Source organism: Streptomyces sp. NPDC002623 (assembly GCF_053592635.1).
The window spans coordinates 16747-39056 of sequence record NZ_JBSFWB010000039.1 but is presented as its reverse complement, the minus strand read 5'-3'; the positions used below and the strand labels follow the sequence as shown (position 1 = coordinate 39056).

Below are 22310 nucleotides of genomic sequence, written 5' to 3'. Positions count from 1 at the left end.
GATCCTGGGGGTGACAGGACCAGGCTCGGCACGGCCGGCGACCGTACCGTGGAAGGCATGGTGAACGACAACGCCCTCGGCGAGTACCTACGGGCCCGCCGTGAGCAGATCGGCCCCGAGGACGTCGGCCTCGCCTCGTCCGGACGGCGCCGGGTGCCCGGCCTGCGCCGGGAGGAGCTGGCCCTGCTCGCCGGTATCAGCGCCGACTACTACCTGCGTCTGGAACAGGGCCGTGACCGCAACCCCTCCGCGCAGGTCCTCGACGCCCTCGCCCGCGCCCTGCACCTCGACGCGGACGCCACCGCCCACCTGCACCGCCTCGCTCACCCGGAGCACTCCCGCCGGCGCGCGGCTCCCCGTCGCCCGGAACGCGCCTCCGACGGCATCCGGCAGCTCGTCGACGCCTGGCCGCACACTCCCGCCTACGTCCACGGCCGCCTGATGGACATCCTCGCCGCCAACCCGCTCGCCCAGGCCCTCACCCCGATCCTCACCCCGGGCACCAACCTGGTCCGCTCCCTCTTCCTCGCGCCCGTCTCCGCCGCCACCCACGGGGGCTGGGACGTCAACGCCGAGGGCATGGTCGCCGCCCTGCGCGCCCTCGTCGGCCCCGACGTCGACGACCCCGCCCTCAACGAACTCGTCGGCGAACTGTCCGTACGCAGCGAGCACTTCCGCAAGCTGTGGTCCCGGCACGAGGTCCGCCCCAAGCGCAGCGGCACCTTCACCTTCGAACACCCGCAGGTCGGCCCCCTCGAACTGCGTCACGAGAAGCTGCTGATCACCGACACCGACCGGCAGACCCTCGTCGTCTACCACGCCGCCCCCGGCACCCCCACCGCCGAACGCCTCGCCCTCCTGGCCTCCCTCACCTCCACACCGGAGTCCGCTCCCGCCGAACGCGCCGCCCCGGACGTCCGGCGTCCATGAGCCCTGTCCCGGCTGCGGTGCGTCTTCCGGCCGTCAGCGGGGGGTGATGCCGTCGAAGGCGATGTCAAGGAGACGTTCGCCCGCGCCGGGGGTGGACTCGGCGACGGCCGCGATGGTGTAGGCCATCATGAGCAGTTCCACCGGTCTCACATCCGCACGGGCGACGCCGTGCTCGCGGGCATCGGCGATCAGTTCGGTGGTCGTTGCGACCAGCGGGTCGTGCCAGTGGCAGATGAGGTTCTTGCGCTCGCCGACGGTGTTGAGCGAAGCCGAGGCCAGGCCGCGGCGGGCAGTGATGTGGTCGATGAACACGAGGAGCCATGCCTTGAGCGCCTGGCCGTTCCTCGTGGTCTCCAACAGCTCGCGGGCGGCGTCGGTGAGTGCCTCGATCTCGGCGGAGTACACCGCGACCAGCAGGGCGTCGCGGGTGGGGAAGTGCCGGTAGAGCGTGGCGTTGCCCACGCCCGCGCGGCGCGCGATGTCGTCCAGCGGGGCGTCCGGTCCGTGCTCGGAGATGGCTTCGCGGGCGGCCACCACAAGCAGTTCGTAGTTGCGGCGGGCATCGGCGCGCAGGGGCCGGGGGGGCATGACTCGTAACCTCACCCTCGCTAAATGGGGGATCCTCCGGTTAGGCTACCATCAAGCTAACCGGATAATTCCCCGGTTAATTGGTGTCGAAGGGACCGCACCATGACCTCCATCGAATCCGCGCTCCAGGACGTCCTCACCCGTAACGCCACCGGCACCGACCGGCTGGACCGTGAGCTGATGCTGTCTGCGTTCCACCCCGAGGGGCGGCTGATCGTCCCGTCCATGGACTTCGTGGCGGAGGGGCACGACCAGGTGGGCGACCTCCTGAAGTTGCAGTCGCAGTTCGACAAGACGTTCCACTTCATCGGCAACACCCGCTTCGACATCGCTGACAGCGGCGACACGGCCACCGGCGAGATCTACGTCCTCGCCCACCACCTCAAGGACGGTCAGGTGCGGGTGTCCGCCATCCGCTACCAGGACAGCTACAGCCGCCAGGACGGCGAATGGCGGATCGACGAGCGCACCATACACATCGAGTGGAACCACACCCACGACACGATCGACTCCGTGCTCTAGCACTGGCTTCGGCGTCTTCACGGCCGACGCACTCATCCGCCGGCGGACCCGCGACGCTGCTGCAGCGCGGGGCCGCGGGCGGAGGTGAGGTGACCGACCGGCCGCGGCGGGGACGGGAGTACCCGAACCTGCGGTGCGCACGGTAAGGCCCAAGGTTTCTCGGGCTGGTCAGGAAGCCGCCCCCGGGAGAGCGTTCAGCCAGCTCCGCATCCGGGTGTTGAACCGCTCGGCGTTCTCCTGATGGAGGAAATGCCCGCTCTCCTCCCACACCTCGACCCTGTCGTACGGTCCCAGGGGCAGTTGGCGCTCTCGGTCGGCGCCCTCGGCGTCGGCGTACACGACCAGTCGAGGGCAGGTGCGGTCCCGCAGATAGCCGGCGGCGTTGCGCCAGCGCCCAAGCCCCTCGCCGGCCAACAGCCCCTGGATGCAGCCGCCGACGACATGGTCCGGCGTGCCGAGTACCCGGCGCCGGTGCCACGCTCTGAGGAACGGCGGTGTGTGCGGTGCGTAGAAGGCCCCGCCGAATGCCGCAGCGGCGATCCCGGCCGCTCCCGGTCCGCTCATGGCCTCGATCACGGGATCGGTGAGGTCGTCGGCGGTGTAGACGGGGTCGACAAGGACAAGCGCTCTGACGAGGTCGGGTCGGCGCACGGCGAGCGCGGAGCCCACCACCGCGCCCATGGAGTGACCCAGCACCAGGACGGGTCCGGTCCCCAACTCCTCGACCAAGGCGGCGGCGTCGTCGGCGAGGGTCTGCGGCAGGTAGTCCCCCTGCGGTGCCGACGAACGGCCGTGGCCGCGATGGTCGAGGGCGATCACCCGGTACCCCTGCGTCAGGAGGTCGGGGATCTGCCAGCTCCAGTCGTGGGAGTCGCAGGCCCAGCCGTGCAGGAGCAGCACAGCCGGGCCCGAGCCCTCGTCGGTGTGGAAGAGCCGCACGTCGTCGTCCCGGACGAAGAAGGCCATCGTGACGCTCCTTACCCGCTGCCGGCTCCATGGGGAGAACGACGCGCGAGCCGATGAACAGTCTGCTGAACAACCTGGCGAGGTGCATCCTTGCCGCAGGCCGGGGCCCTCGTACATGTCCGTTTCCCTGACGCGCACGTGTCCGCAACGGCAACGTGAAAGGCGCGGGGCGGGGTGGGCCGACCCGCGGGTGTCGCACAACCTGGTCCTGTCACTCCTAGGGTCGGCAGGGCACTGGGTACCGCATGGACGGTCGCCGACCGTTGCCTGCATGACACGCATCAGCACACCGTTCGGACTCCGTTCCACCGCTGCCGAGGTCGTCGCCGGAGTCGACCTGACAGGCAGGCGGGCGATCATCACCGGCGGCTCCTCCGGGCTCGGAGTCGAGACCGCCCGAGCACTCGCGACCGCCGGCGCCGAGGTCACCCTCGCGGCCCGTGACACCACAGCCGGAGAGCGAGCCGCGACCGACATCACCGCCGACACGGGCAACAAGGACATCCACGTCGCGCGACTGGAGCTGGCCGACCGGGCGTCGGTCGCCGCCTTCGTCGCCGCCTGGGACGGCCCCCTGCACATCCTCGTCAACAACGCGGGCGTGATGGCGCTGCCGGAACGGCAGCTGACACCGGACGGCTGGGAGAAGCAGTTCGCCGTCAACCACCTGGGCCACTTCGCCCTCGCGGTGGGCCTGCACGGGGCGCTCGCGGCCGCCGGGGACGCCCGGGTCGTCTCGGTCAGCTCCGCCATGCACCTGTCGTCGCCGGTCGTCCTCGACGACCTCCACTTCACGTTCCGGCCGTACGACCCGATGCTCGCCTACGGCCAGTCGAAGACCGCCAACATCCTCTTCGCCGTCGGCGCCGCCGCCCGCTGGGCCGGTGACGGGATCACCGTCAACGCCGCCTCGCCGGGCACCGCCATGACCAACCTCTTCCGCAACGTGCCGCGGTCGCAGGGCATGGGCGAGATGCTCAAGGGCGTCAAGGATCTGATCAAGACGCCGGCGCAGGGCGCGGCCACCTCCGTCCTGACGGCCGCCTCGCCGCTGCTGGAGGGTGTCAGCGGCCGGTACTTCGCGGACTGCGCCGAGGCAGTGCCGGTCACCAGCCCGCCGTCGATGACGACGCATGCCGCCGAGCACATGAACGCCGTGGCCCCCTACGCCCTCGACCCGGCCGGTGCCGACCGGCTGTGGGAAGCCTCCCTGCGGCTCATCGATACGCGGTGACGCGGGACGGACGCCCTTCCCCCGGCGACCACCGAAAGCGGCACGTGCGCTCGCCGAGAAGCCGCTCTCACCTGCGGAACCGGTGCCGCAGACGGCTGCCCGCACCCGTTCCGGACCAGTTCCTGATCGTGGCGCGGTGCGCAGTTCGCCCCACGCGATGCCCAGCCGCACGATCTCCCGGGCCGCGCCGACTCGGAACCCAGCCGGCGCGCCTCGCCGAAGAGTTCGACGGCGGCATCGGCTTCGACCTCGACCCAAGCCCCGACAGACCTGAGGAACGCACATGCAGTACGACGGACTCGACCCCCGCACCCCCGTGCTCGTCGGTATCGGCCAGGTGTCCGAGCAGTTGGGCGGACCGGGCTACCGCAAGCGCTCACCCGTCCAGCTCGCCGCCGACGCCGCGCAGGAGGCCCTCGCGGACAGTGGCGCCGCGACGGAGGTCACGGATGCCATCGACACGGTCGCCGGGGTACGCCAGTTCGAGGCCTCGGCGCCCGGGATGCCGGCCCCGCTCGGCCGCTCCGACAACTTCCCGCGCTCGGTGGCCGCTCGTCTGGGGGCGGACCCGCACCGGGCGCTCCTGGAGATCACCGGCGGCCACAGCCCGCAGCACCTGGTGAACGAACTCGCCGCCACCATCGCGGCAGGCGAATCGGAGGTGGCCCTGGTCTTCGGCGCCGAGGCCATCTCCACCGCACAGGCCCTCGCCGACGCCGAGTCCGAGGACAGGCCCGACTGGTCCGAGCAGGTCGGAGGCCAGTTGGAGGACCGCGGCTACGGCATGCAGGGCCTCGCGAGTATGCACCGCAGCGCCCATGGGCTGACCGACGCCCCCTCGCAGTACGCCCTGCTGGAGAACGCCCGCCGGGCCCGCCTCAAGCAGTCCCGCGAGGAGTACGCGGCCTCGATCGGCCGGCTGTTCGCGCCGTTCACCAAGGTAGCCGCGGCCAACCCGCACGCTGCGGCTCCCGTCGAGCGGTCCGCGGCGGAACTCGTCACGCCGACCGAGGCCAACCGTCCCCTGGCCGACCCCTACACCCGCTACCTCGTGGCCCGGGACAAGGTCAACCAGGGGGCGGCCGTCCTGCTCATGTCCGTCGGGGCGGCCCGTCGGCTGGGAGTGCCGCAGGAGCGGTGGGTGTTCCTGCACGGCCACGCCGACCTGCGTGAACGCGACCTGATGGACCGCGCCGACCTCGGCTCGGCTCCCGCGGCGGTCACTGCGGCACGCGTCGCGCTCGGCATGGCGGGGCTGAGCGTGGACGAGGTGGCCACCTTCGACTTCTACAGCTGCTTCCCGGTGGCCGTGTCCGCCGTCACCGAGGGCCTCGGCCTCAAGGACGACGACCCGCGCGGCCTCACCCTCACCGGCGGGCTGCCGTTCTTCGGAGGTCCGGGCAACAACTACTCGATGCACGCCATCGTCGAGACGGTGCACCGGGCCCGTACCGCTCCCGGCTCCTTCGGGTTCGTCGGCGCCAACGGCGGGTTCCTCAGCAAGTACTCCGTCGGCGTCTACTCCACGGCACCGGCCGAGTGGAAGCCCTCGGACGACGCCGATCCGCAGGCCGAGCTCGACGCGGTGCCCGCCCCCGTGGAGGCGAAGCACGCCGACGGATGGGCGACGATCGAGACGTTCACGGTCAAGTACGGGCGATCCGGGGACACGGGCATCGTCATCGGCCGGCTGGAACGGGACGGCCGCCGCTTCGTGGCCATGACACAGCCCGGCGACACCGAGATGCTCGACCTGCTCGCGGCCGAGCAGCCCGTCGGCGAACGTGTCTTCGTGCGCTCCTTCGGGTACGGCAACCGGGTCACCACCACGGCGCGACGGATGGAGGAACTCCTCCCCACTCCACCGCTCGTCCTTCGCGACTCCTACGAGCACATCACCGTCCGCCGCGACGGTCACCTCCTGGAGGTGACCATCGACCGGCCCGAGGTACGCAACTGTCTCCACCCCATGGCGAACGACGAGCTGGAGCACGCCTTCGACTGCTTCTTCGCCGACCCCGACCTGTGGGTCGCGATCATCACCGGCGCCGGGGAGCGGGCCTTCTGCGCCGGCAACGACCTGCGCTACTCGTCCTCGGGCAAGCCCATGTGGGTGCCCAAGAACGGGTTCGGCGGCCTCACCCACCGCGAGGGCATGACGAAACCGGTCATCGCCGCGGTGAACGGCTACACCATGGCCGGCGGCTTCGAGATCGCCCTCGCCTGCCATCTGATCGTCGCCGACGCGACCGCGCAGTTCGCCCTCACCGAGGTCAGGGTGGGCCTGGTGGCCGGCGAGGGCGGGGCCGTCCGGCTGCCGAGGGCGCTGCCGCCGAGGGTCGCCACCGAGATGCTCCTCACCGGTCGCCGGATGGGCGCGGAGGAAGCGCAGCGCTGGGGCCTGGTGTCCCAGGTCACCGAGCCCGGCAAGGCCCTGGACGCCGCCCGGGAACTGGCGGCGCGGATCCTCGAAGGGTCCCCGGCCGCCGTACGGTCCACCCTGCGGCTCATGACCGAGACCGCGGGCATCGCCGACACCGTGGCGGCGACCCGGCACCCGAGCGCCGTACTGGACGAGATGTTCGTCAGCGAGGACGCCATCGAGGGCATGCTCTCCTTCGCCCAGAAGCGCAAGCCGCGGTGGACGGGCCGCTGACGGGCAGCAGGCCCGCCCAAGTCGTCACAGGGTCATGGGTCGGTCCTCGTACCGCTCCCGCAGCTCGGCGAGCACCTCCCGCAGACCCGGTACGAGTTCCTCGTCGGCCTTCCGCCACGCGATGCCGGCCCGGAGGATCATTCCGGGTTCGTCGAGCGGTACGACCCGGAAGGTCGGGGGGCCGAAGACACGCATGGCGGGCAGGTCGTCGCCGAGGACGGTGAGGGCCAGGGCGCCGGTGCGCATGACGTGGGCGGCGACCTGCACCGCGTCACTGTGCGGGAGGTCGACGAGGCGGGTGACCCCGGCCTCCAGCAGAGCCGCCCGGTTCGCGGCCACCACCGACGGATGCACCTTGGGAGAGGTCATCAGCACCTGGCGTCGGCGCAGGTCCCGCAGGGTCAGGGAGGAACGGTCGGCGAATTCGTCGTCGGCCGTCATCGCCACCCCCAGTGAGCCCCGGGAGATGACCAGGCTCTCCAGATCCGCCGTGCCGACCGGGAGATGGACGACCGCCAGGTCGATGCGGCCCGCCGTCAGCTCTTCCAGCAGTCCGGCCGAGGGCGCGAGGGTGACGGGCAGTTCGACGTCGGGAGCGATCCCGTCGTAGACCGAGAGCACGGTGTCCAGGACCTTCGGCGGGGCCAGCGGGGCCGCTCCGACCCGGCAGAGCCGGGCGTCCGCATGGTCGTGTGCGAAGGTCCGCAGGCCCTCGAAGGCACGGACCACGTCGTCCGCCCGTGCGCGGAAGGCATTGCCGAAGGACGTCAGTTCCACATGGTGGTGCTCGCGGAGAAAGAGATCGCGGCCGAGTTCGTGCTCCAGTTCCCGGATCCGGCGGCTCAGCGGCGAGGCGGTCACATGCAGCCGTTCCGCAGCCCTGCCGAAGTGCAACTCGTCGGCGACGGCGAGGAAATAGCGGAGCTGCTGGATGTCCACGAGGCCAGTAGATCACCGGTCCCGTCCCGGGCTCCACACTCGCGCGACGTTGCCGTTCGGGACATGTGCGCATCAGCGAAACGGACATGTACAGATGCCTTCCCCCGGGGCGAGGCTGGTTCAAGGAAATACGCAGTTCATACGGCCGACATGCGGCCGCCGCGACTTCTCCGACGCGCGCCGGTACGGACACACTCTCTCCCCGTACCCAGGACGTGACCCCCTTCGCCTCGGCCTCGGGCTGGTCCGCCATGCCCCGCGTCGGTGCGCGGCGCCGGTGGGCCCGGTCCCGGAGGCGAACGATGAGCGAAGCGGTAACCGGCGGCACGACGCCGGCCCCCTTGCTGGGGATGCGAGTGATCGACACCACCGACGGGCGGGGCGAAGGAGCGGGCCGCTTCCTCGCGTCCCTGGGCGCCGACGTGATCCTGGTCGAGCCCCCGAGCGGCGCCCGCGCCCGCCGCAAGGCCCCGCTGCACGAGGAATCCAGCCTGTACTTCACCGTCCGCAACGCGGGCAAACGCGGCGTCACCCTCGACCTGGACACCGAGGACGGCCGCCGCGGCCTGCTCGCGCTGCTGGAGACGGCGGACATCTGGATCGAGTCCGAACGACCGGGTGCGCCCGATCTCGCGTACGAGGCCGTGGCGGCCCGCAACCCACGGCTCGTGCTGGTCACCGTGTCCGACTTCGGGCTGACCGGCCCGTACGCGGGATACGCGGCCACCGACACCGTGCACGCGGCCTTCAGCGGTGTCCTGTCGCGCTCCGGTCTGCCGGGACGGCCGCCGCTGCCGCTGCCGGGGTCGATCGTCGCCGAGACCGCCAACGTCCAGGCGGCCATGGTCGCCCTGTTCGCCCACTACAACAGCCTTCAGAACGGCTACGGCGACCACATCGACTTCTCCGTGCACGAGGCCACCACCCAGGTGATCGACCCCGGCTTCGGCATGGGCGGTTCGGCCACCGGAGGGCGCCGCGCCGCCGACCTGCCGCCCGGCCGGCCCTCTGCGGGACACCTGTACCCGATCTTCCCGTGCGCCGACGGCCTGGTCCGTATCTGCGTGCTCAATCCCCGGCAGTGGCACGGTATGCGGGCCTGGCTGGGCGAACCGGAGGAGTTCGCCGACCCGCGTTACGACAACATCGCCCTGCGCTTCGAGGAGGCCGACCGGATCCAGGCACTGATCGGCGCTCTCTTCGCCGACCGCACCCGCGACGACCTCGTACGCCAGGGCCAAGAGCACGGGGTCCCGATCGCAGCCATACTGACCCCCGGCGAGACTGTGCACGCCGAGCACTACCTGGAGCGCGGCGCGTTCGCGGACACCGAACTCGCCCCCGGGCTCACGGCCCGGCTGCCCTCGGGGTTCCTGGAGATCGACGGGGTACGGATGGCTCCGCGCCGTCGGGCCCCGCTGCTCGGCGAGCACAACGACGAGGTGTTGGCGGAAGCCCGTACCGCCCCGGACACGGCGCCGGTCGCCCCCGGACGCACCCGCCCCCTGATCGGTCTGCGCGTCCTCGACCTCGGTGTCATCGTGGCCGGGGCGGAGCTGGGCCGGATGCTCGCCGACCAGGGCGCCGATGTGGTCAAGGTGGAGAACCGCGCGTTCCCGGACGGCGGACGGCAGTCCCTCACCGGTGAGGTGATCACCGCGTCGACCGCCTGGGGGCACCGCAACAAGCGCGGCCTGGGCCTGAACCTGCGCGACCCGGAAGGCGTCGCCCTCTTCAAGCGGCTCGCCGCCGGAGCCGACGTCGTCCTGTCCAACTTCAAGCCCGGCACCCTCGAATCCCTCGGGCTGGGCCCGGACGTCCTCCTGGCGCTCAACCCGCGCCTGGTGATCGCCGACAGCAGTGCCTTCGGGCCGAGCGGGCCGTGGAGCCGCCGACTGGGGTACGGCCCGCTGGTGCGCGCCTCCACCGGGCTGACCGACCTGTGGCGCTACCCCGGCGACCCGGACGGCCACAGCGACTCGATCACCATCTACCCGGACCACGTGGTCGGACGGGTCGGCGCGGCGACCGTCGTCGCCCAGCTGATCCGGCGGCTCCGGACCGGTCTGGGCGGCACCGTCAGCATCGCGCAGGCCGAGATCATCCTGGACACCCTGGCGGAGCAGCTGGCGGGTGAATGGGTCGACCCGGGTTCCGTGCAGGCGACCTCGGACGGGGTGTATCCCTGCGCGGGAGACGACCAGTGGGCCGTGATCGGCGTGCGCGACGACGCCGACCGGCAGCGACTGTGCGCGGTCGTCGGACGTGAAGACCTGGCCGTCGAACCGGAGTTGGCCCGCGCCGAGGGGCGCCGCGCCCACCGCGCCCTGATCGACGAGGCACTGTCGTCCTGGACCGCGACCCGCACCCCCCACGAGGTCACCGAGCTGCTTCAGGCGGCCGGGGTCCCGGCGGCGCCCATGCTGCGGGTGGCCGAACTGCTGACCGACCCGCATCTCGCGGAGCGCGGCTTCTTCACCGAACTGCGGCAGCCGACGCTCGACGAGCCGCTGCCCACCGAGGCCCGCCCCGCCCACTCCCTCCACCTTGCGGACCCGCCCCTGCGCCCCGCCCCGCTGGCCGCCGAACACACCCGCGAGCTGAGCCGCGAACTCCTCGGACTGACCGACGAGGAGACCGAGCGGCTCGTCGACCGCGGCGTTCTCGAAATCCACGTACCCGCCAAGGAGACCCGCCCCGTGAATCCCGCCCCGAAGCCGGTCCTGGTGGAACGCCAGGGTCACGTCATGGTCATCACCCTCAACCGGCCCGAGGCCCGCAACGCGGTGAACGCGGCGGTCGCCAGGGGCGTCGGCGCCGCGCTGGAGGAGGCGGACCAGGACCCGGAGGTCCGCGCCGTCGTCATCACAGGGGCCGGGGAGAAGGCGTTCTGCGCCGGTGCCGACCTCAAGGCGGTGGCGCGTGGCGAGGACATCATGCCGCCGGAGACCAAGGAGTGGGGCTTCGCCGCCTACGTCAGCCACCACATCGGCAAGCCCACCATCGCGGCCGTGCGGGGCTTCGCCCTCGGCGGCGGTACCGAGATCGCGCTGGCCAGTGATCTGGTCGTCGCCGCCGAGGACGCCACCTTCGGTCTGCCGGAGGTCAAGCGGGGCATCATCGCGGGCGCCGGCGGCGCCTTCCGGCTGGCGGCCCAGCTGCCGCCCAAGGTCGCCATGGAGCTGCTGTTGACCGGCGACCCCCTGGACGCCACCGCGGCCAGGTCCTACGGCCTGGTCAACCGGGTCGTGCCCGCCGACCGGGTCCTGGCCGAGGCGATCGCCCTGGCCGAACGCCTCGCCGCCAACGCGCCGCTCGCCGTCCAGGCCAGCAAGCGCATCGCCCGCGGCATCGACGCCGGACAGGTCGAGACCGAGCGGACCTCCTGGGAGATCAACGAACAGGAAATGCTGCGGCTGATGACCTCCGAGGACGCGCAGGAAGGCCCCCGTGCCTTCGCCGAGAAGCGCGCCCCCGTCTGGCAGGCCCGCTGACAACCGCCGTACGACGAAAGGCAGTTGAGCCATCGTGACGACCACGAACACCGCCCGGGGACCGGTCATCGCCGGCCTCGGCATCACGGAGACGGGCAAGGTCTACGGCCGTAGCGCAGCCGACTTCGCGGCCGACGCCGTCCGCCGCGCCGCCGAGGACGCGGGCCTCGCCCTCTCGGACCTCGACGGTCTGCTCACCAGCAGCGGGGTCAGCGACGGCGTCGGGCTGAGTCTGCAGACGGAACTCGGCCTGCGCGATCTGCGACTGCTGTCCGAGATGCAGGCGTACGGCTCCACCGCCGGCGGCATGGTGCAGTACGCCGCGATGGCGGTCCGGGCCGGTATGGCCGAAGCCGTCGCCTGCGTCTTCGCCGACGCACCGCTGAAGGAGAAGTCCTCGACGGGCGCCGCCTACTCGGGCGCGGGCCGCGGCACGCACGGCTGGGCCGGCCTCACCGCGGCGGCCGGGATGATGAGCGCCACCCCCCGCTACGCGCTGGCCGCCCGCCGCCACATGGACACCTACGGCACCACCAGCGAGCAGCTCGCCCACATCGCGGTCGCCCAGCGGGCCTGGGCGGGCATGAACCCCCGGGCCCAGTTCCGCGCCCCGATCACGGTCGAGGACCATCAGGCGTCGAGGCTGATCGCCGAGCCGTTGCATCTGCTCGACTGCTGCCTGGTCAGCAACGGCGGCATCGCGGTGATCGTCACCACCGCCGAACGCGCCGCCCATCTGCGCAGGCCACCGGTGCACGTGCTGGGCTGGGCGCAGGCCCACCCCGGCTACCCGATGCACCGGGGCAGCGACTTCGGCCTGGTCAGCGGTGCCGCCCAGGCGGGCCCGGCGGCCCTCAAGATGGCCGGGGTCACCCTCGACGACGTCGACGTGGCCGAGCTGTACGACTGCTACACCTTCACGGTCCTCCTCACGCTGGAGGACTACGGCTTCTGCGCCAAGGGCGAGGGCGGGGCCTTCGCCGCGAGCGGGGCGCTCGCGCCGGGCGGATCGCTGCCGGTCAACACCGGCGGCGGTCAGCTCTCCTCCTACTACCTGTGGGGCATGACCCCGCTCTCGGAGGCGGTCGTCCAGGCCCGAGGCGAGGCGGGCGAACGGCAGGTGCCGCGCCACGACGTCGTCCTGGTCAGCGGCAACGGCGGCTGCTTCGACCATCACTCGACGCTCGTCCTCAGCCCCCACCGGCACGCCTGAGCCCTGGAGCCACCGTGACCATCCCCGTCGTCCACCGCGACACCGCCACCGAACTCTTCTTCGACGCAACCGCACGCGGCGAGCTCCTCATCCGCCGCTGCACCGACTGCGGAGCACATTCCGCGCCCCAGTCGGACGCCTGCCCCACATGCCGGACCCTCTCGCCGGCCTGGGTCCCGGCCACCGGCACCGGCACCGTGATCTCGTGGACCGCCCTCCACGGCCACCCGCTCGGCGACGCCCCCGAGACGGTGACCGCGCTCATCGAACTCACCGAGGGGCCCTGGCTGTACGCGCCCCTGCGGGGCCTGCTCCCGGGCGAGCGCCCCTGGGCCGGGATGCCCGTCGCCGTCGCCTTCGAACGCCCCGAGGGCGGCGAGGCGCTTCCCGTCTTCCGCCCTGCCGTCTGAACGTCGCCGGAACGTCGTACGAAAGAGAACCTCATATGAGCACCCTGGTACCGGACCTCACCACGCCCCTCCCGGTCGATCCGTCCCCCGAGCTCCAGCGCCGCCTCCTCGACGCCCAGCGGGCCGCCTTCCTGGAGGAGGGGCCTCCCGGTCTCGACGTACGGCTCGACCGCATCGACCGCTTCCTCGCCTGCGTCCTGGAACACGCCGAGGAACTGAGCGTCGCCCTGGACGCCGACTTCGGCTCCCGGCCCGACCTGGCGAACCTGGCGAGCGACATCGTCGGCGCCATCCCCGGTGTGGAGCTGATCCGCCGGAACCTGGCGGAGTGGATGGCGGACGAGGAGGTTCCCGGTTCGGCCGAGGCCGGGACACCCGCCTTCGTGCAGACCCGCCCGAAGGGCGTCGTCGGGGTCGTCGGCCCCTGGAACTTCCCGGTCGTCCTCGTCGTCCAGCCCACGATCGAGGCACTGGCCGCCGGAAACCGCGTGATGATCAAGTTCTCGGACGTACCCGAGCGGACCGCCGAGGTCTTCGCGACGGCCGTCGCCGGCCGCATGGCCCCCGAAGAGGTCACCGTCGTACGGGGCGGGATCGCCACCGCGACGGCGTTCTCGTCGCTCCCCTTCGACCACCTCATCTTCACCGGCTCCCCCGGGGTGGGCGCCAAGGTGGCCGCGGCGGCCGGCGCGAACCTGGTGCCGGTGACGCTGGAGCTGGGCGGCAAGAACCCCGTCGTGCTGGGCTCGGACGCGGATGTCGCCCTGGCCGCCGAACGCGTCAGCGGCATGCGGCTGCTGAACGGCGGTCAGATCTGTCTCTGCCCGGACTACGTCTTCGTGCCCCGGAGCCGTCTCGACGAGTTCGTCGCCGGGTACGAGCGGTCCGTCCGGGCACACTTCCCGACCTGGCTCGACAACCCCGACGTCGTCTCGATCATCGACGACAAGAACTTCGACCGGGTCACGGCGCTCGTCGCCGACGCCGAGGCCAAGGGCGCGCGCGTGCTGACCGTCGCCGCGCCGGGGGAGGCCGACGCTCTCCCCCGGCGGGCGGGACGCCGTATCGCCCCCACCGTGCTGCTGGACGTGACCGAGGACATGGCCGTCGCGTCCGAGGAGATCTTCGGCCCGGTCCTCGCCGTGTATCCGTACGACGATCCCGACGAGGTCATCGCCTACGTCAACACCCGCCCCAGCCCGCTCGCCGCCTACTTCTTCGGGTCCGACGGACCGGAGTTCCGCCGGTTCATCGAGCGGACCACGTCGGGCGGGGTCTCCCGCAACGACCTCGCCGTCCACTGGGGCGTCGAGGGCGCGCCGTCGGGCGGCGTCGGCCGCAGCGGCATGGGCGCGTACTCCGGGAGGACCGGCTTCCTGACCTTCAGCCACCGCCGGACCGTCGCCGCGAGCACGGCTCCCACCGGGCTCGCCCAGAACATCCTGCCGCCGGCCGGGAAGGCCGAGGCGGACGCCCTGCGCGGCTTCGTCGCCCAGGCCCTGGGCGCCGTACGGCAGCGCACCCCGAGCACCCGGCCCACCGAACAGCCCTGACAAGACCGCCCACCTGGAGGACGACATGCGTACCCAGGCCGCCGTGTCCCACGGACCCGACACCGCCTTCACCATCGAGGACGTCGAGATCTCCGACCCACGCCCCGACGAGATCCTCGTCCGCCTCACGGCGACCGGCATCTGCCACACCGATCTGGCCACCAAGGCCGCGCTGCCCACGGGCGTCCCCGCCGTGTTCGGGCACGAGGGCGCCGGCGTCGTGGAGTCGGCCGGGGCCGACGTCAGCGGCGTGAAACCCGGCGACCGCGTCGTCCTGAGCTACAACAGCTGCGGCGTCTGTGCGCGGTGCGCCGCCGGACGCCGCTCGTACTGCGAGCGGTTCGAGGCCCTCAACGCCGCGGGACGCCGCCCGGACGGCAGCGCGACCCTCACCGGCCGGGATGGCGACGAGTGGTCCTCCTTCTTCGGCCAGTCGAGCTTCGCCCGCCACGCCATCGCCACGCGCGAGAACGTCGTCGTCGTCCCCGAGAACGCCGACCTCCTGACCGCCGCGCCCATGGGCTGCGGGTTCCAGACCGGTGCGGGCTCGGTCGTGAACGTGCTGCGGCCCGGCCCGGACTCCAGCCTGGTCGTGTTCGGCACCGGCGGCGTCGGCATGGCGGCGATCATGGCCGCTGCCGCCCTCGGCGTCGGCACCGTCGTCGCCGTCGACCTCTCCCCGCAGCGGCTCACGCTGGCGGCCGAGGTCGGCGCCACCCACACCCTCGACGGAGCCGCCGAGGACGTCGTCGGCCGCATCAGGGACCTCACCTCGGGAGGCGCCACCCACGCCTTCGACACCACCGGCGTTCCCTCAGCGGTCCGCGACGCCGCCCTGGCCCTCGCTCCCCTGGGATCCCTGGCCCTGGTCGCCCTCGGCACGGCGGAGGTCTCCGTCGACATCCGCGACCTCGTCGGACACGGCAAGACGATCAGGGGCACCATCGAGGGCGACGCGAATCCGCGTGACCTCATCCCCCGGCTGCTCGACTGGCAGGCCCAGGGCCGATTCCCCGTCGACCGGATCATCACCGCCTTTCCCTTCGAGGACATCAACAGAGCGGTGGCAGGCATGAAGAGAGACGTCGTCAAACCCGTCCTCGTCTTCTGAACGCGTGCGCCTTGCACCCCCACCGACCAGGCAGGAAGAAGATCCGACATGGCACGACTGAACGGCAAGGTCGCCGTGATCACCGGCGGTGCACGTGGCATGGGCGCCGCGCACGCCCGGCGCTTCATCGAGGAGGGTGCGTCCGTCGTCATCACGGACGTCCTCAAGGACGAGGGCGAGGATCTCGCTGCCGAACTCGGCGCGAAGGCGCACTTCACCTCCCACGACGTCAGCGACGCCGCCGGGTGGGAGCGGGTCGTCGCGCTCGCGGAGGACACCTTCGGCCCGGTCGGCGTCCTGGTGAACAACGCCGGTATCGGCCAGGCCCGCTCGCTGCTGGACATGACCGAGGCGGAGTACCGCCGCGTCGTCGACATCAACCAGGTCGGCGTCTTCCTGGGCATGAAGGCGGTCATCCCCTCCATGCGGCGCGCCGGCGGCGGCTCCATCGTGAACATCTCCTCGACCGCCGGTCTGGTCGGTGTCCCGATGGGTACCGCCTACACCGCCTCCAAGTTCGCGGTGCGGGGCATGACCAAGGCCGTCGCGGCGGAGTTCGCCGCCGAGGGCATCCGGGTCAACTCCGTCCACCCGGGCGTCGTCGTGACCCCGCTGACCGAGGAGTACGGCTTCACCGGCAGCCACCCGGCCATCCGGGCCATCCCCGTGCGACGCCCCGGCGAACCCGAGGAAGTCACCGCCGTCGTGCTCTACCTGGCCTCCGACGAGTCCAGTTACTCCACTGGTGCCGAGTTCGTCGTGGACGGCGGCCAGACCGCGGTGTGACCGCCCCTCCTTGTCACGAGCAGGCCCACCCGACCTTCCCCGCCGCCGCAAACCTGAGAGGAACCGCATGCCTGCCATCACGCCGCTCACCCCCATGACCCCCGACGAGGTGTCGGCCTTCGCCGAGAGCGTGCAGGGGACGCTCACCGACCACTGGCCCGGCCCCACCGCCGCCCCCGAGGCCGATCTCCTGAAGCTGTGGCACTCCGCCGCCGAGCAGGGCTGGCTGGAACTCGGCGCCGAGGGAGCGCTCGCCGCCGCCGTCGCCGCGGTACGCGAACTCGGCCGTTCGGCCTGCCCGTTGCCCGTGATGGACGCCTTCGTGGCCACTCGCCTCCTCGCCCGGGACGAGGACCTGGTCGACGGCATCGGCCGCGGCGAGGTGCGCGTCGTCGCCTGTGTCGGTGACGGCAGCGAGCCGCAGGTCCGGCACCTGGACGCGGCACGGCAGGCCACCCACCTGCTCACCCTCCCCGCGACCGGCGGCACAGCGGTGCTGCGCCGGATGACACGGACGGACGAGACAGCCGGCCTCGCGGTCCCGGCCTGGTCCACGGTGACACCGGGTGAGCCCACGGTCACCGTGGAGATCGACGCGAGCACCGCCGACGAGGCAGTGGTCCTGCTCCGCCTCCAGTTGGCCGTCCGGGCCCTCGCGGCAGCCGAGCGCTCCCACGAGATGGCCGTCGAGCATGCCGAGCAGCGACGCCAGTTCGGCAAGGTCATCGGTTCCTTCGGAGCCGTCCAACAGCGCACCGCCACCTGCCAGATCGACATCGGCGCGGGCAACCTGCTGGTCGCCGACGCCGTACAGGCTCTGGAGCACGGCCTGCCCGACGGCCTGCTCGCGGCCGAGATCGCCGTCGAGCACGCCCGTACCGCCGCCCCCCGCGTCCAACTCGGAGCACACCACACCCTCGCGGCCATCGGCTACTTCGAGGAGCACGACGCCCCCTGGCTGTTCCGCCGCGTCCATGGCGACGTCACCCGTCTGCGGACCCTGCCCCGCGCCTCCGGCGACGTGGCCGACGTCCTGGTCGAGGGCACCGGATCACTGCCGACGGGCGACCAGGGCGAGACGGGCGAAGCGTTCCGCACCGAGGTACGCGCCCTCTTCGACACCTACGCCGACCGGCTCGGCCGCATCGAGATGGGCGAGGACGAGGAACTCGTGCGAGCGGTCGCGGACCGCGGCTGGCTCGGCTTCACCTGGCCCGAGGAGGCGGGCGGCCGCAGCGCCTCGCTGACCGAACAGGTCGTCCTCAACGAGGAGGCCGCCTACCGGCGGGCGCCCGTCATGAAGGCGCTGGGTGCTGTCACGCTGCTCGGCGACTCGATCCTCAGGCACGGCACACCGGAGCAGCGGGAGCGGTTCCTGCCGCTGATCCGCGAGGGACAGCTGACCTTCTGCCTCGGCTACAGCGAGCCGGAGGCCGGTTCCGACCTCGCCTCGCTGCGCACCCGCGCGGTCCGCGACGGAGAGGGCTGGGTGATCAACGGACAGAAGCTGTGGACGAGCGGCGGTCACGAGTCGGAATGGGTCTGGCTGGCGGTGCGGACCGACCCGGACGCCACCCCCCGGCACGCGGGCATCACCATGTTCCTCATCCCGATGAACACGCCCGGCATCACCGTGCAGCGGCACCGGGCGCTGTCCGGCGAGATCGCCTGCACCGTTTTCTACGACGACGTCCGGGTTCCCGACAGCCTGCGCGTGGGGGAGGTGAACGGCGGCTGGAAGGTCATCACCGATTCCCTCGCGGGCGAGCGGGTCGCCATGGGCAACATCGCCGCCGTTCTGCACCGCCAGCTCGACGACCTGCTGGCCTTCGCCCGTGAGGACTCCGGCGCCGCGGTCGGCCCGCGAGGTTCCCACGCCCGCGCCCTGGTGACGGAACTGGCCGTCGGCGTGCAGGCCACCCGTGCCCTGGTCGCCGCCGGGCTCCGGGCCGCCGGCCGGGGCACCGTCGGGCGCCTCGCGGCCCCCATGGCCGGGGTCCTGGCCGGTGAACTCGCCGAGAGGTTCGGCGAGGCCGTCCTGGACATCCTCGGCCCTGACGCCGCGCTGTCGGCATCCGCGCCCGGCGTGCCCGGCGGCGGGGCCTTCGAGTACGGCCTGCGCCTGTCCATCATGTACGTCGTCGGCGGGGGCACGAACGACATCCAGCGCGGCATGATCGCCCGGGGCCTGGGCCTGCCCCGCTGACCGCCCGCGCGCGTTCCCCTTCCGGAGCCGACCGCGCCCTCCCCCCTCCCTGTCCAACACACCTGAGCTCTTGCCGTCGTCCAGGCCCTGATGGGTGATTGCCCGTGGCGGGCGGTGCCGCCGTGCGCTGCGGCGGACCGCTGGAACACGGCCTGGACGTGTCGGCCGTCAGGCGGCGGGGACCGTGCGCGCGGCAAGGACGGCGGCGGCCAGGAGTTCTTCGCGGGGGGCGCCGGAGGCGGCGTGGACGGCGAGACCCTCGACAGTGGCCATGAGGAAGCGGGCCAAGGTCTTGCAGTCGGTGCCAGCGGGCAGATCCCCGTCGGCCACGGCCTTCTCGAACCGGTCACGGACGGCTTGCCGGTAGTCGTCACGAGCGGCCGTGAGCAGTTCCACGATCGCACGGCCGTCCTCGCCGGAGGCGAGTCCCGCCTGCACCGTCAGACAGCCGCGGGGCTTGCCCGGCATGGTGTACGCCTCGACCAGGCCGGTCAGCAGCCGCACCGCCACCTCACGTGCCGTGGGCTGGGCAAGCGCCTCGCGGGAGAGGGGCGAGCGCGCCTGGGCGTAGCGCTCCAGAACCTTCTCGAAGAGCTGCTGCTTGTTGCCGAAGGCGGCGTACAGGCTCGGCGGCCGGATGTCCATCGCCGCGGTCAGGTCGGCGATCGAGGTGGCCTCGTAGCCCTGTCGCCAGAACAGCTCCAAGGCCACATCCAGCGCGGCCTCCTCGTCGAAGGCGCGCTTACCTCCCCTGGGCATGGCCTCTCCCTTCTCTCCGGCTCCTGCGCGGGCCCGGTTTGCACGATCGCTTTAGCGGTCGTTACAGTGTAGCCGTTCACCGCTTTAGCGATCGCTACACGAAAAGTGGGAGGCCCGTCATGGGCAAGCTGGACGGCAAGACCGCGGTCATCACCGGTGGAAGCAGCGGAATCGGCCTGGCGACCGCCAAGACGTTCGTCGCCGAAGGCGCGTACGTGTACATCACCGGCCAGAGCACGGAGGGACTCGACAAAGCCCGGGCCGAGATCGGCGGCAACGTCACGGCCGTCCCCGTCGACATCTCCCGCCTCGAAGACCTCGACCGGCTCTGGCAACAGGTCAGGGAGGAGCGAGGATCCGTCGACGTCCTCGTCGCCAACGCCGGCCGAGGCGAGCAGGCCACCCTGGCCGAGGCCACGCCCGAGCACTTCGACCGGATCTTCGCCATCAACGCCCGGGGCACGTTCTTCACCGTGCAGAAGGCTCTGCCGCTGCTCAACGACAACGGCTCGATCGTCCTGATGGGCTCCGCCGGACACCTGAACGGCGCTGCGACACGAACCGTCTACAGCGCCACCAAGGCCGCCATACGCTCCTTCGCCCGCACCTGGGCGAGCGAGCTCAAGGACCGGGGAATCCGGGTGAACACGGTCAGCCCCGGCCCCATCGACACGCCCGCCATCGACACCCAGGACGACCCGGCGGCCCTGCGCACCGCCCTCGCCGCCCTCGCCGCCATGGTCCCCCTGCGCCGCCTGGGCCGGCCCGAGGAGATCGCCGCAGCCGTGCTGTTCCTCGCCGCCGACGACAACCGCTACACCACCGGCTCCGACCTCGTCGTCGACGGCGGCCACACCCAGCTCTGACCCCCACCCCGAACCCGAACACCTGAGGAAGAACACATGAGCGACACCATGACCTGGCCGCACCACGCACTCGGCAAGGAGCTGAGCAACTGGGGGCGCTGGGGCGACGACGACGAGATCGGCACGCTGAACTTCATCACCCCCGCCAAGCTCGTCGCCGCGGCGCAGCTGGTCAGGACCGGAAAGACCTTCGATCTCGGCATGTCGTTCGGCAAGGAGGGCCCGGCCACGCCGAACACCTTCCGGGAGAACCCCCAGCACATGATGACCCTGCTGCCCTCGGACAGCGCCGGTGCCCCCGACGGCATGTTCGGCACCGACGACCTGGTGGTCATGAGCCTTCAGGCGGCCACCCAGTGGGACGGTCTCGCCCACATGGGATACGACGGCCACCTCTACAACAACGCGCCCGCGGCCACGGTGAACAACTTCACCGGCGCCGCCAGGAACTCCTTCGACAAGGTCGCCGGACGCCCGATCTCGCGCGGAGTGCTCCTGGACATCGCCGCGCTGAAGGGCGTGGACCGGCTCGCGGACTCCTACGAGGTCACCGCGGCCGACCTTTCGCAGGCGGAGGAACGCCAGGGCGTACGCGTCGAATCCGGCGACATCCTCTGCGTCCGCACCGGATGGCACCGGTGGTTCGCCGAGGGAGACCGTGACCGGTACATGGGCGAGACCGAGGCCGGCCTCGGCCTCGACACCCTGCGCTGGCTGTACGACCGTGAGGTCGCCGCCGTCGCCGCGGACAACTGGGCCGTCGAGGTCTACCCGTCCCCGGTCGAAGGCACCTACGCCCCGTTCCACCAGATCGCCATCCGGGACATGGGCCTCACGCTCGGCGAGATGTGGGACTTCGAGGCGCTCGCCGCCGACTGCGCCCAGGACGGCGTCTGGGAGTTCCTCCTGTGCGCCCCCGGCCTCAAGGTCACCGGCTCGGTGGGCTCCCCCATCACCCCCATGGCACTCAAGTAGTGAGGGAAGGCGGCACCCGAGATGGCATCCCCCCGACTGACGATCGACGTGTGGGCGGATGTGCTCTGCCCTTGGTGCTACGTCGGTGCACATCGTCTGAGCACCGCGGTGGCGCAGTCCCCGCACGCGGCCGACATCGAGCTGAAGATCCATACGTGGCAGCTCGACCCGAACGTTCCCACCCAGGTCTCATGGATCCCGGAGTACCGGGTCGCGAAGTTCGGGGTCACTGACGCCCAGGCACGCGCGATGGAGACCCCCGTCGCCACACAGGCCGCCGCCGACGGCCTGCCCTACGCCCTCGAACGGCCCGTGCGCAACTCGCTCGACATGCTGCGCCTGGTGCACCTCGGCACCGAGCACGGCGTCGGCTGGGAGTACATGTCGGCGATGCACGCCACGCTGTTCGGCGGCAACCCCGACGCCTTCGAGCACGACACGCTCGTCCGCCTCGGCGAGAAGCTCGGCATCCCCGCCGACGAGATCCGCGACGTACTCGCCACCGACCGCTACGCCGATGCCGTACAGGCCGATCACGACGCTGCCGTGGCCCTGGGCGCACGTGGAGTGCCGTTCACCGTCCTCGGCCGACGCCTCGGCATCCCCGGCACGGCAAGCACCCCCCAGTACGCCGCCGCCATCGACCAGGCATGGGAGCAGATCAATGGCTGACACACCCCCGGCCCCCGCGCCGCCGCAGCTCATCGAGATCGAGCCGAACGGGGGTGGCTGGTGCGATGTCGAGACCGGGGTGTGTGTGAGCGCCGACCAGGAAGTTCCGCACCGCGCGGGCGAGGACGCCGACTCCGCCACCACCCGCAGCTGAATATGCTCTACGCCACACGGGAGGGGAGCACGTCATGGCCGAGCAGTCGACCGCTCCCCGCAGCCGCTTCACCCCCGTGCGCGCGGCCCAGCTCTACGACGCCGTGCTCGGCCTCCTGCGCGAGGTCGGATACGAGGCACTCTCGATGGAGGCCGTGGCCACCCGGGCGCTGTTTCCCGGGATCGGTGTGCGTGGGGAGCGGATCAGCGACTCCTCCGACGCCCTGGCGGCCGAGGCGGTGTCCACCGGCCGGCCGGGGCGGTGCCCGGCCTGACC

General features: G+C 71.7%; 20 protein-coding genes. 16 read left to right on the top strand and 4 right to left on the bottom strand.

Going from position 1 to position 22310, the window contains the following annotated elements; translation table 11 throughout:
• Nucleotides 1-57: 57 nt before the first annotated feature.
• A complete protein-coding gene (locus tag ACWD4O_RS41025; protein WP_451288144.1) occupies nt 58-930 on the top strand; it encodes a helix-turn-helix domain-containing protein in 873 nt (290 codons plus the stop codon).
• Between the two features lie 33 nt (nt 931-963).
• Here ACWD4O_RS41025 and ACWD4O_RS41020 read toward each other — a convergent pair whose 3' ends face one another.
• Entirely contained in the window at nt 964-1518 is a 555-nt protein-coding gene (locus ACWD4O_RS41020; protein WP_451288143.1) for a TetR/AcrR family transcriptional regulator, read from the bottom strand.
• A gap of 102 nt (nt 1519-1620) precedes the next feature.
• On the opposite strand from ACWD4O_RS41020, the gene ACWD4O_RS41015 reads away from it, so the two are divergent.
• The gene (locus tag ACWD4O_RS41015; RefSeq protein ID WP_451288142.1) at nt 1621-2040 is read left to right on the top strand and encodes a nuclear transport factor 2 family protein; all 420 of its coding nucleotides are present in this window, start codon (nt 1621-1623) and stop codon (nt 2038-2040) included.
• Between the two features lie 168 nt (nt 2041-2208).
• Here ACWD4O_RS41015 and ACWD4O_RS41010 read toward each other — a convergent pair whose 3' ends face one another.
• The gene (locus ACWD4O_RS41010) at nt 2209-3006 is read right to left on the bottom strand and encodes an alpha/beta fold hydrolase (protein ID WP_451288141.1); all 798 of its coding nucleotides are present in this window, start codon (nt 3004-3006) and stop codon (nt 2209-2211) included.
• Between the two features lie 271 nt (nt 3007-3277).
• Here ACWD4O_RS41010 and ACWD4O_RS41005 point away from each other — a divergent pair, with 271 nt between their 5' ends.
• Both ACWD4O_RS41005 and ACWD4O_RS41000 read left to right on the top strand, forming a co-directional pair.
• Nucleotides 3278-4240 (top strand): SDR family NAD(P)-dependent oxidoreductase, encoded by a 963-nt coding sequence (locus ACWD4O_RS41005; protein ID WP_451288140.1) that lies wholly within the window; start codon nt 3278-3280, stop codon nt 4238-4240.
• Nucleotides 4241-4523: 283 nt separating this feature from the next.
• On the top strand, nt 4524-6896 hold the full coding sequence (locus ACWD4O_RS41000; RefSeq protein WP_451288139.1) for an acetyl-CoA acetyltransferase: 2373 nt from the start codon (nt 4524-4526) through the stop codon (nt 6894-6896).
• Between the two features lie 24 nt (nt 6897-6920).
• Here ACWD4O_RS41000 and ACWD4O_RS40995 read toward each other — a convergent pair whose 3' ends face one another.
• A complete protein-coding gene (locus ACWD4O_RS40995) occupies nt 6921-7835 on the bottom strand; it encodes a LysR family transcriptional regulator (protein ID WP_451288138.1) in 915 nt (304 codons plus the stop codon).
• A 302-nt stretch (nt 7836-8137) separates the two neighbouring features.
• On the opposite strand from ACWD4O_RS40995, the gene ACWD4O_RS40990 reads away from it, so the two are divergent.
• The 7 genes from ACWD4O_RS40990 to ACWD4O_RS40960 all read left to right on the top strand — a co-directional run bounded on the left by ACWD4O_RS40990 (nt 8138) and on the right by ACWD4O_RS40960 (nt 18608).
• Nucleotides 8138-11329 (top strand): crotonase/enoyl-CoA hydratase family protein, encoded by a 3192-nt coding sequence (locus tag ACWD4O_RS40990; protein WP_451288137.1) that lies wholly within the window; start codon nt 8138-8140, stop codon nt 11327-11329.
• A 34-nt stretch (nt 11330-11363) separates the two neighbouring features.
• A complete protein-coding gene (locus tag ACWD4O_RS40985) occupies nt 11364-12542 on the top strand; it encodes a thiolase family protein (protein WP_451288136.1) in 1179 nt (392 codons plus the stop codon).
• Nucleotides 12543-12556: 14 nt separating this feature from the next.
• On the top strand, nt 12557-12952 hold the full coding sequence (locus ACWD4O_RS40980; RefSeq protein WP_451288135.1) for a Zn-ribbon domain-containing OB-fold protein: 396 nt from the start codon (nt 12557-12559) through the stop codon (nt 12950-12952).
• 35 nt (nt 12953-12987) lie between these two features.
• Nucleotides 12988-14505 (top strand): aldehyde dehydrogenase family protein, encoded by a 1518-nt coding sequence (locus ACWD4O_RS40975; protein WP_451288134.1) that lies wholly within the window; start codon nt 12988-12990, stop codon nt 14503-14505.
• Nucleotides 14506-14530: 25 nt separating this feature from the next.
• On the top strand, nt 14531-15616 hold the full coding sequence (locus tag ACWD4O_RS40970) for an NAD(P)-dependent alcohol dehydrogenase (protein ID WP_451288133.1): 1086 nt from the start codon (nt 14531-14533) through the stop codon (nt 15614-15616).
• A gap of 48 nt (nt 15617-15664) precedes the next feature.
• Nucleotides 15665-16402 carry a glucose 1-dehydrogenase gene (locus ACWD4O_RS40965; RefSeq protein ID WP_451288132.1) on the top strand — a complete coding sequence of 246 codons (738 nt, stop codon included), beginning with the start codon at nt 15665-15667 and terminating at the stop codon, nt 16400-16402.
• A 67-nt stretch (nt 16403-16469) separates the two neighbouring features.
• Entirely contained in the window at nt 16470-18608 is a 2139-nt protein-coding gene (locus ACWD4O_RS40960) for an acyl-CoA dehydrogenase family protein (protein WP_451288131.1), read from the top strand.
• A gap of 168 nt (nt 18609-18776) precedes the next feature.
• On the opposite strand, the gene ACWD4O_RS40955 is transcribed toward ACWD4O_RS40960, so the two are convergent.
• The gene (locus ACWD4O_RS40955; RefSeq protein ID WP_451288130.1) at nt 18777-19367 is read right to left on the bottom strand and encodes a TetR/AcrR family transcriptional regulator; all 591 of its coding nucleotides are present in this window, start codon (nt 19365-19367) and stop codon (nt 18777-18779) included.
• A gap of 119 nt (nt 19368-19486) precedes the next feature.
• On the opposite strand from ACWD4O_RS40955, the gene ACWD4O_RS40950 reads away from it, so the two are divergent.
• From ACWD4O_RS40950 to ACWD4O_RS40930, 5 genes are read left to right on the top strand one after another with little or no spacing between them, the layout of a single operon-like run.
• The gene (locus tag ACWD4O_RS40950; protein ID WP_451288129.1) at nt 19487-20233 is read left to right on the top strand and encodes an SDR family NAD(P)-dependent oxidoreductase; all 747 of its coding nucleotides are present in this window, start codon (nt 19487-19489) and stop codon (nt 20231-20233) included.
• Between the two features lie 36 nt (nt 20234-20269).
• Entirely contained in the window at nt 20270-21208 is a 939-nt protein-coding gene (locus ACWD4O_RS40945; RefSeq protein WP_451288128.1) for a cyclase family protein, read from the top strand.
• Between the two features lie 21 nt (nt 21209-21229).
• The gene (locus ACWD4O_RS40940; RefSeq protein WP_451288127.1) at nt 21230-21880 is read left to right on the top strand and encodes a DsbA family oxidoreductase; all 651 of its coding nucleotides are present in this window, start codon (nt 21230-21232) and stop codon (nt 21878-21880) included.
• On the top strand, nt 21873-22034 hold the full coding sequence (locus tag ACWD4O_RS40935; RefSeq protein WP_451288126.1) for a hypothetical protein: 162 nt from the start codon (nt 21873-21875) through the stop codon (nt 22032-22034). Before ACWD4O_RS40940 ends, ACWD4O_RS40935 begins: the two co-directional genes overlap by 8 nt.
• 34 nt (nt 22035-22068) lie before the next feature.
• Nucleotides 22069-22308 carry a hypothetical protein gene (locus ACWD4O_RS40930; RefSeq protein ID WP_451288125.1) on the top strand — a complete coding sequence of 80 codons (240 nt, stop codon included), beginning with the start codon at nt 22069-22071 and terminating at the stop codon, nt 22306-22308.
• Nucleotides 22309-22310: the final 2 nt, after the last annotated feature.

What these genes read in the sequence shown, in the direction of transcription:
- ACWD4O_RS40950 (WP_451288129.1), top strand. Translation starts at nt 19,487, where the DNA reads ATGGGCAAGCTGGACGGCAAGACCGCGGTCATCACCGGTGGAAGCAGC.
- ACWD4O_RS41025 (WP_451288144.1), top strand. Translation starts at nt 58, where the DNA reads ATGGTGAACGACAACGCCCTCGGCGAGTACCTACGGGCCCGCCGTGAG.
- ACWD4O_RS40990 (WP_451288137.1), top strand. Translation starts at nt 8,138, where the DNA reads ATGAGCGAAGCGGTAACCGGCGGCACGACGCCGGCCCCCTTGCTGGGG.
- ACWD4O_RS41000 (WP_451288139.1), top strand. Translation starts at nt 4,524, where the DNA reads ATGCAGTACGACGGACTCGACCCCCGCACCCCCGTGCTCGTCGGTATC.
- ACWD4O_RS40955 (WP_451288130.1), bottom strand. Translation starts at nt 19,367, where the DNA reads ATGCCCAGGGGAGGTAAGCGCGCCTTCGACGAGGAGGCCGCGCTGGAT.
- ACWD4O_RS41020 (WP_451288143.1), bottom strand. Translation starts at nt 1,518, where the DNA reads ATGCCCCCCCGGCCCCTGCGCGCCGATGCCCGCCGCAACTACGAACTG.
- ACWD4O_RS41015 (WP_451288142.1), top strand. Translation starts at nt 1,621, where the DNA reads ATGACCTCCATCGAATCCGCGCTCCAGGACGTCCTCACCCGTAACGCC.
- ACWD4O_RS40965 (WP_451288132.1), top strand. Translation starts at nt 15,665, where the DNA reads ATGGCACGACTGAACGGCAAGGTCGCCGTGATCACCGGCGGTGCACGT.
- ACWD4O_RS40975 (WP_451288134.1), top strand. Translation starts at nt 12,988, where the DNA reads ATGAGCACCCTGGTACCGGACCTCACCACGCCCCTCCCGGTCGATCCG.
- ACWD4O_RS40935 (WP_451288126.1), top strand. Translation starts at nt 21,873, where the DNA reads ATGGCTGACACACCCCCGGCCCCCGCGCCGCCGCAGCTCATCGAGATC.
- ACWD4O_RS40930 (WP_451288125.1), top strand. Translation starts at nt 22,069, where the DNA reads ATGGCCGAGCAGTCGACCGCTCCCCGCAGCCGCTTCACCCCCGTGCGC.
- ACWD4O_RS40960 (WP_451288131.1), top strand. Translation starts at nt 16,470, where the DNA reads ATGCCTGCCATCACGCCGCTCACCCCCATGACCCCCGACGAGGTGTCG.
- ACWD4O_RS41010 (WP_451288141.1), bottom strand. Translation starts at nt 3,006, where the DNA reads ATGGCCTTCTTCGTCCGGGACGACGACGTGCGGCTCTTCCACACCGAC.
- ACWD4O_RS41005 (WP_451288140.1), top strand. Translation starts at nt 3,278, where the DNA reads ATGACACGCATCAGCACACCGTTCGGACTCCGTTCCACCGCTGCCGAG.
- ACWD4O_RS40970 (WP_451288133.1), top strand. Translation starts at nt 14,531, where the DNA reads ATGCGTACCCAGGCCGCCGTGTCCCACGGACCCGACACCGCCTTCACC.
- ACWD4O_RS40940 (WP_451288127.1), top strand. Translation starts at nt 21,230, where the DNA reads ATGGCATCCCCCCGACTGACGATCGACGTGTGGGCGGATGTGCTCTGC.
- ACWD4O_RS40945 (WP_451288128.1), top strand. Translation starts at nt 20,270, where the DNA reads ATGAGCGACACCATGACCTGGCCGCACCACGCACTCGGCAAGGAGCTG.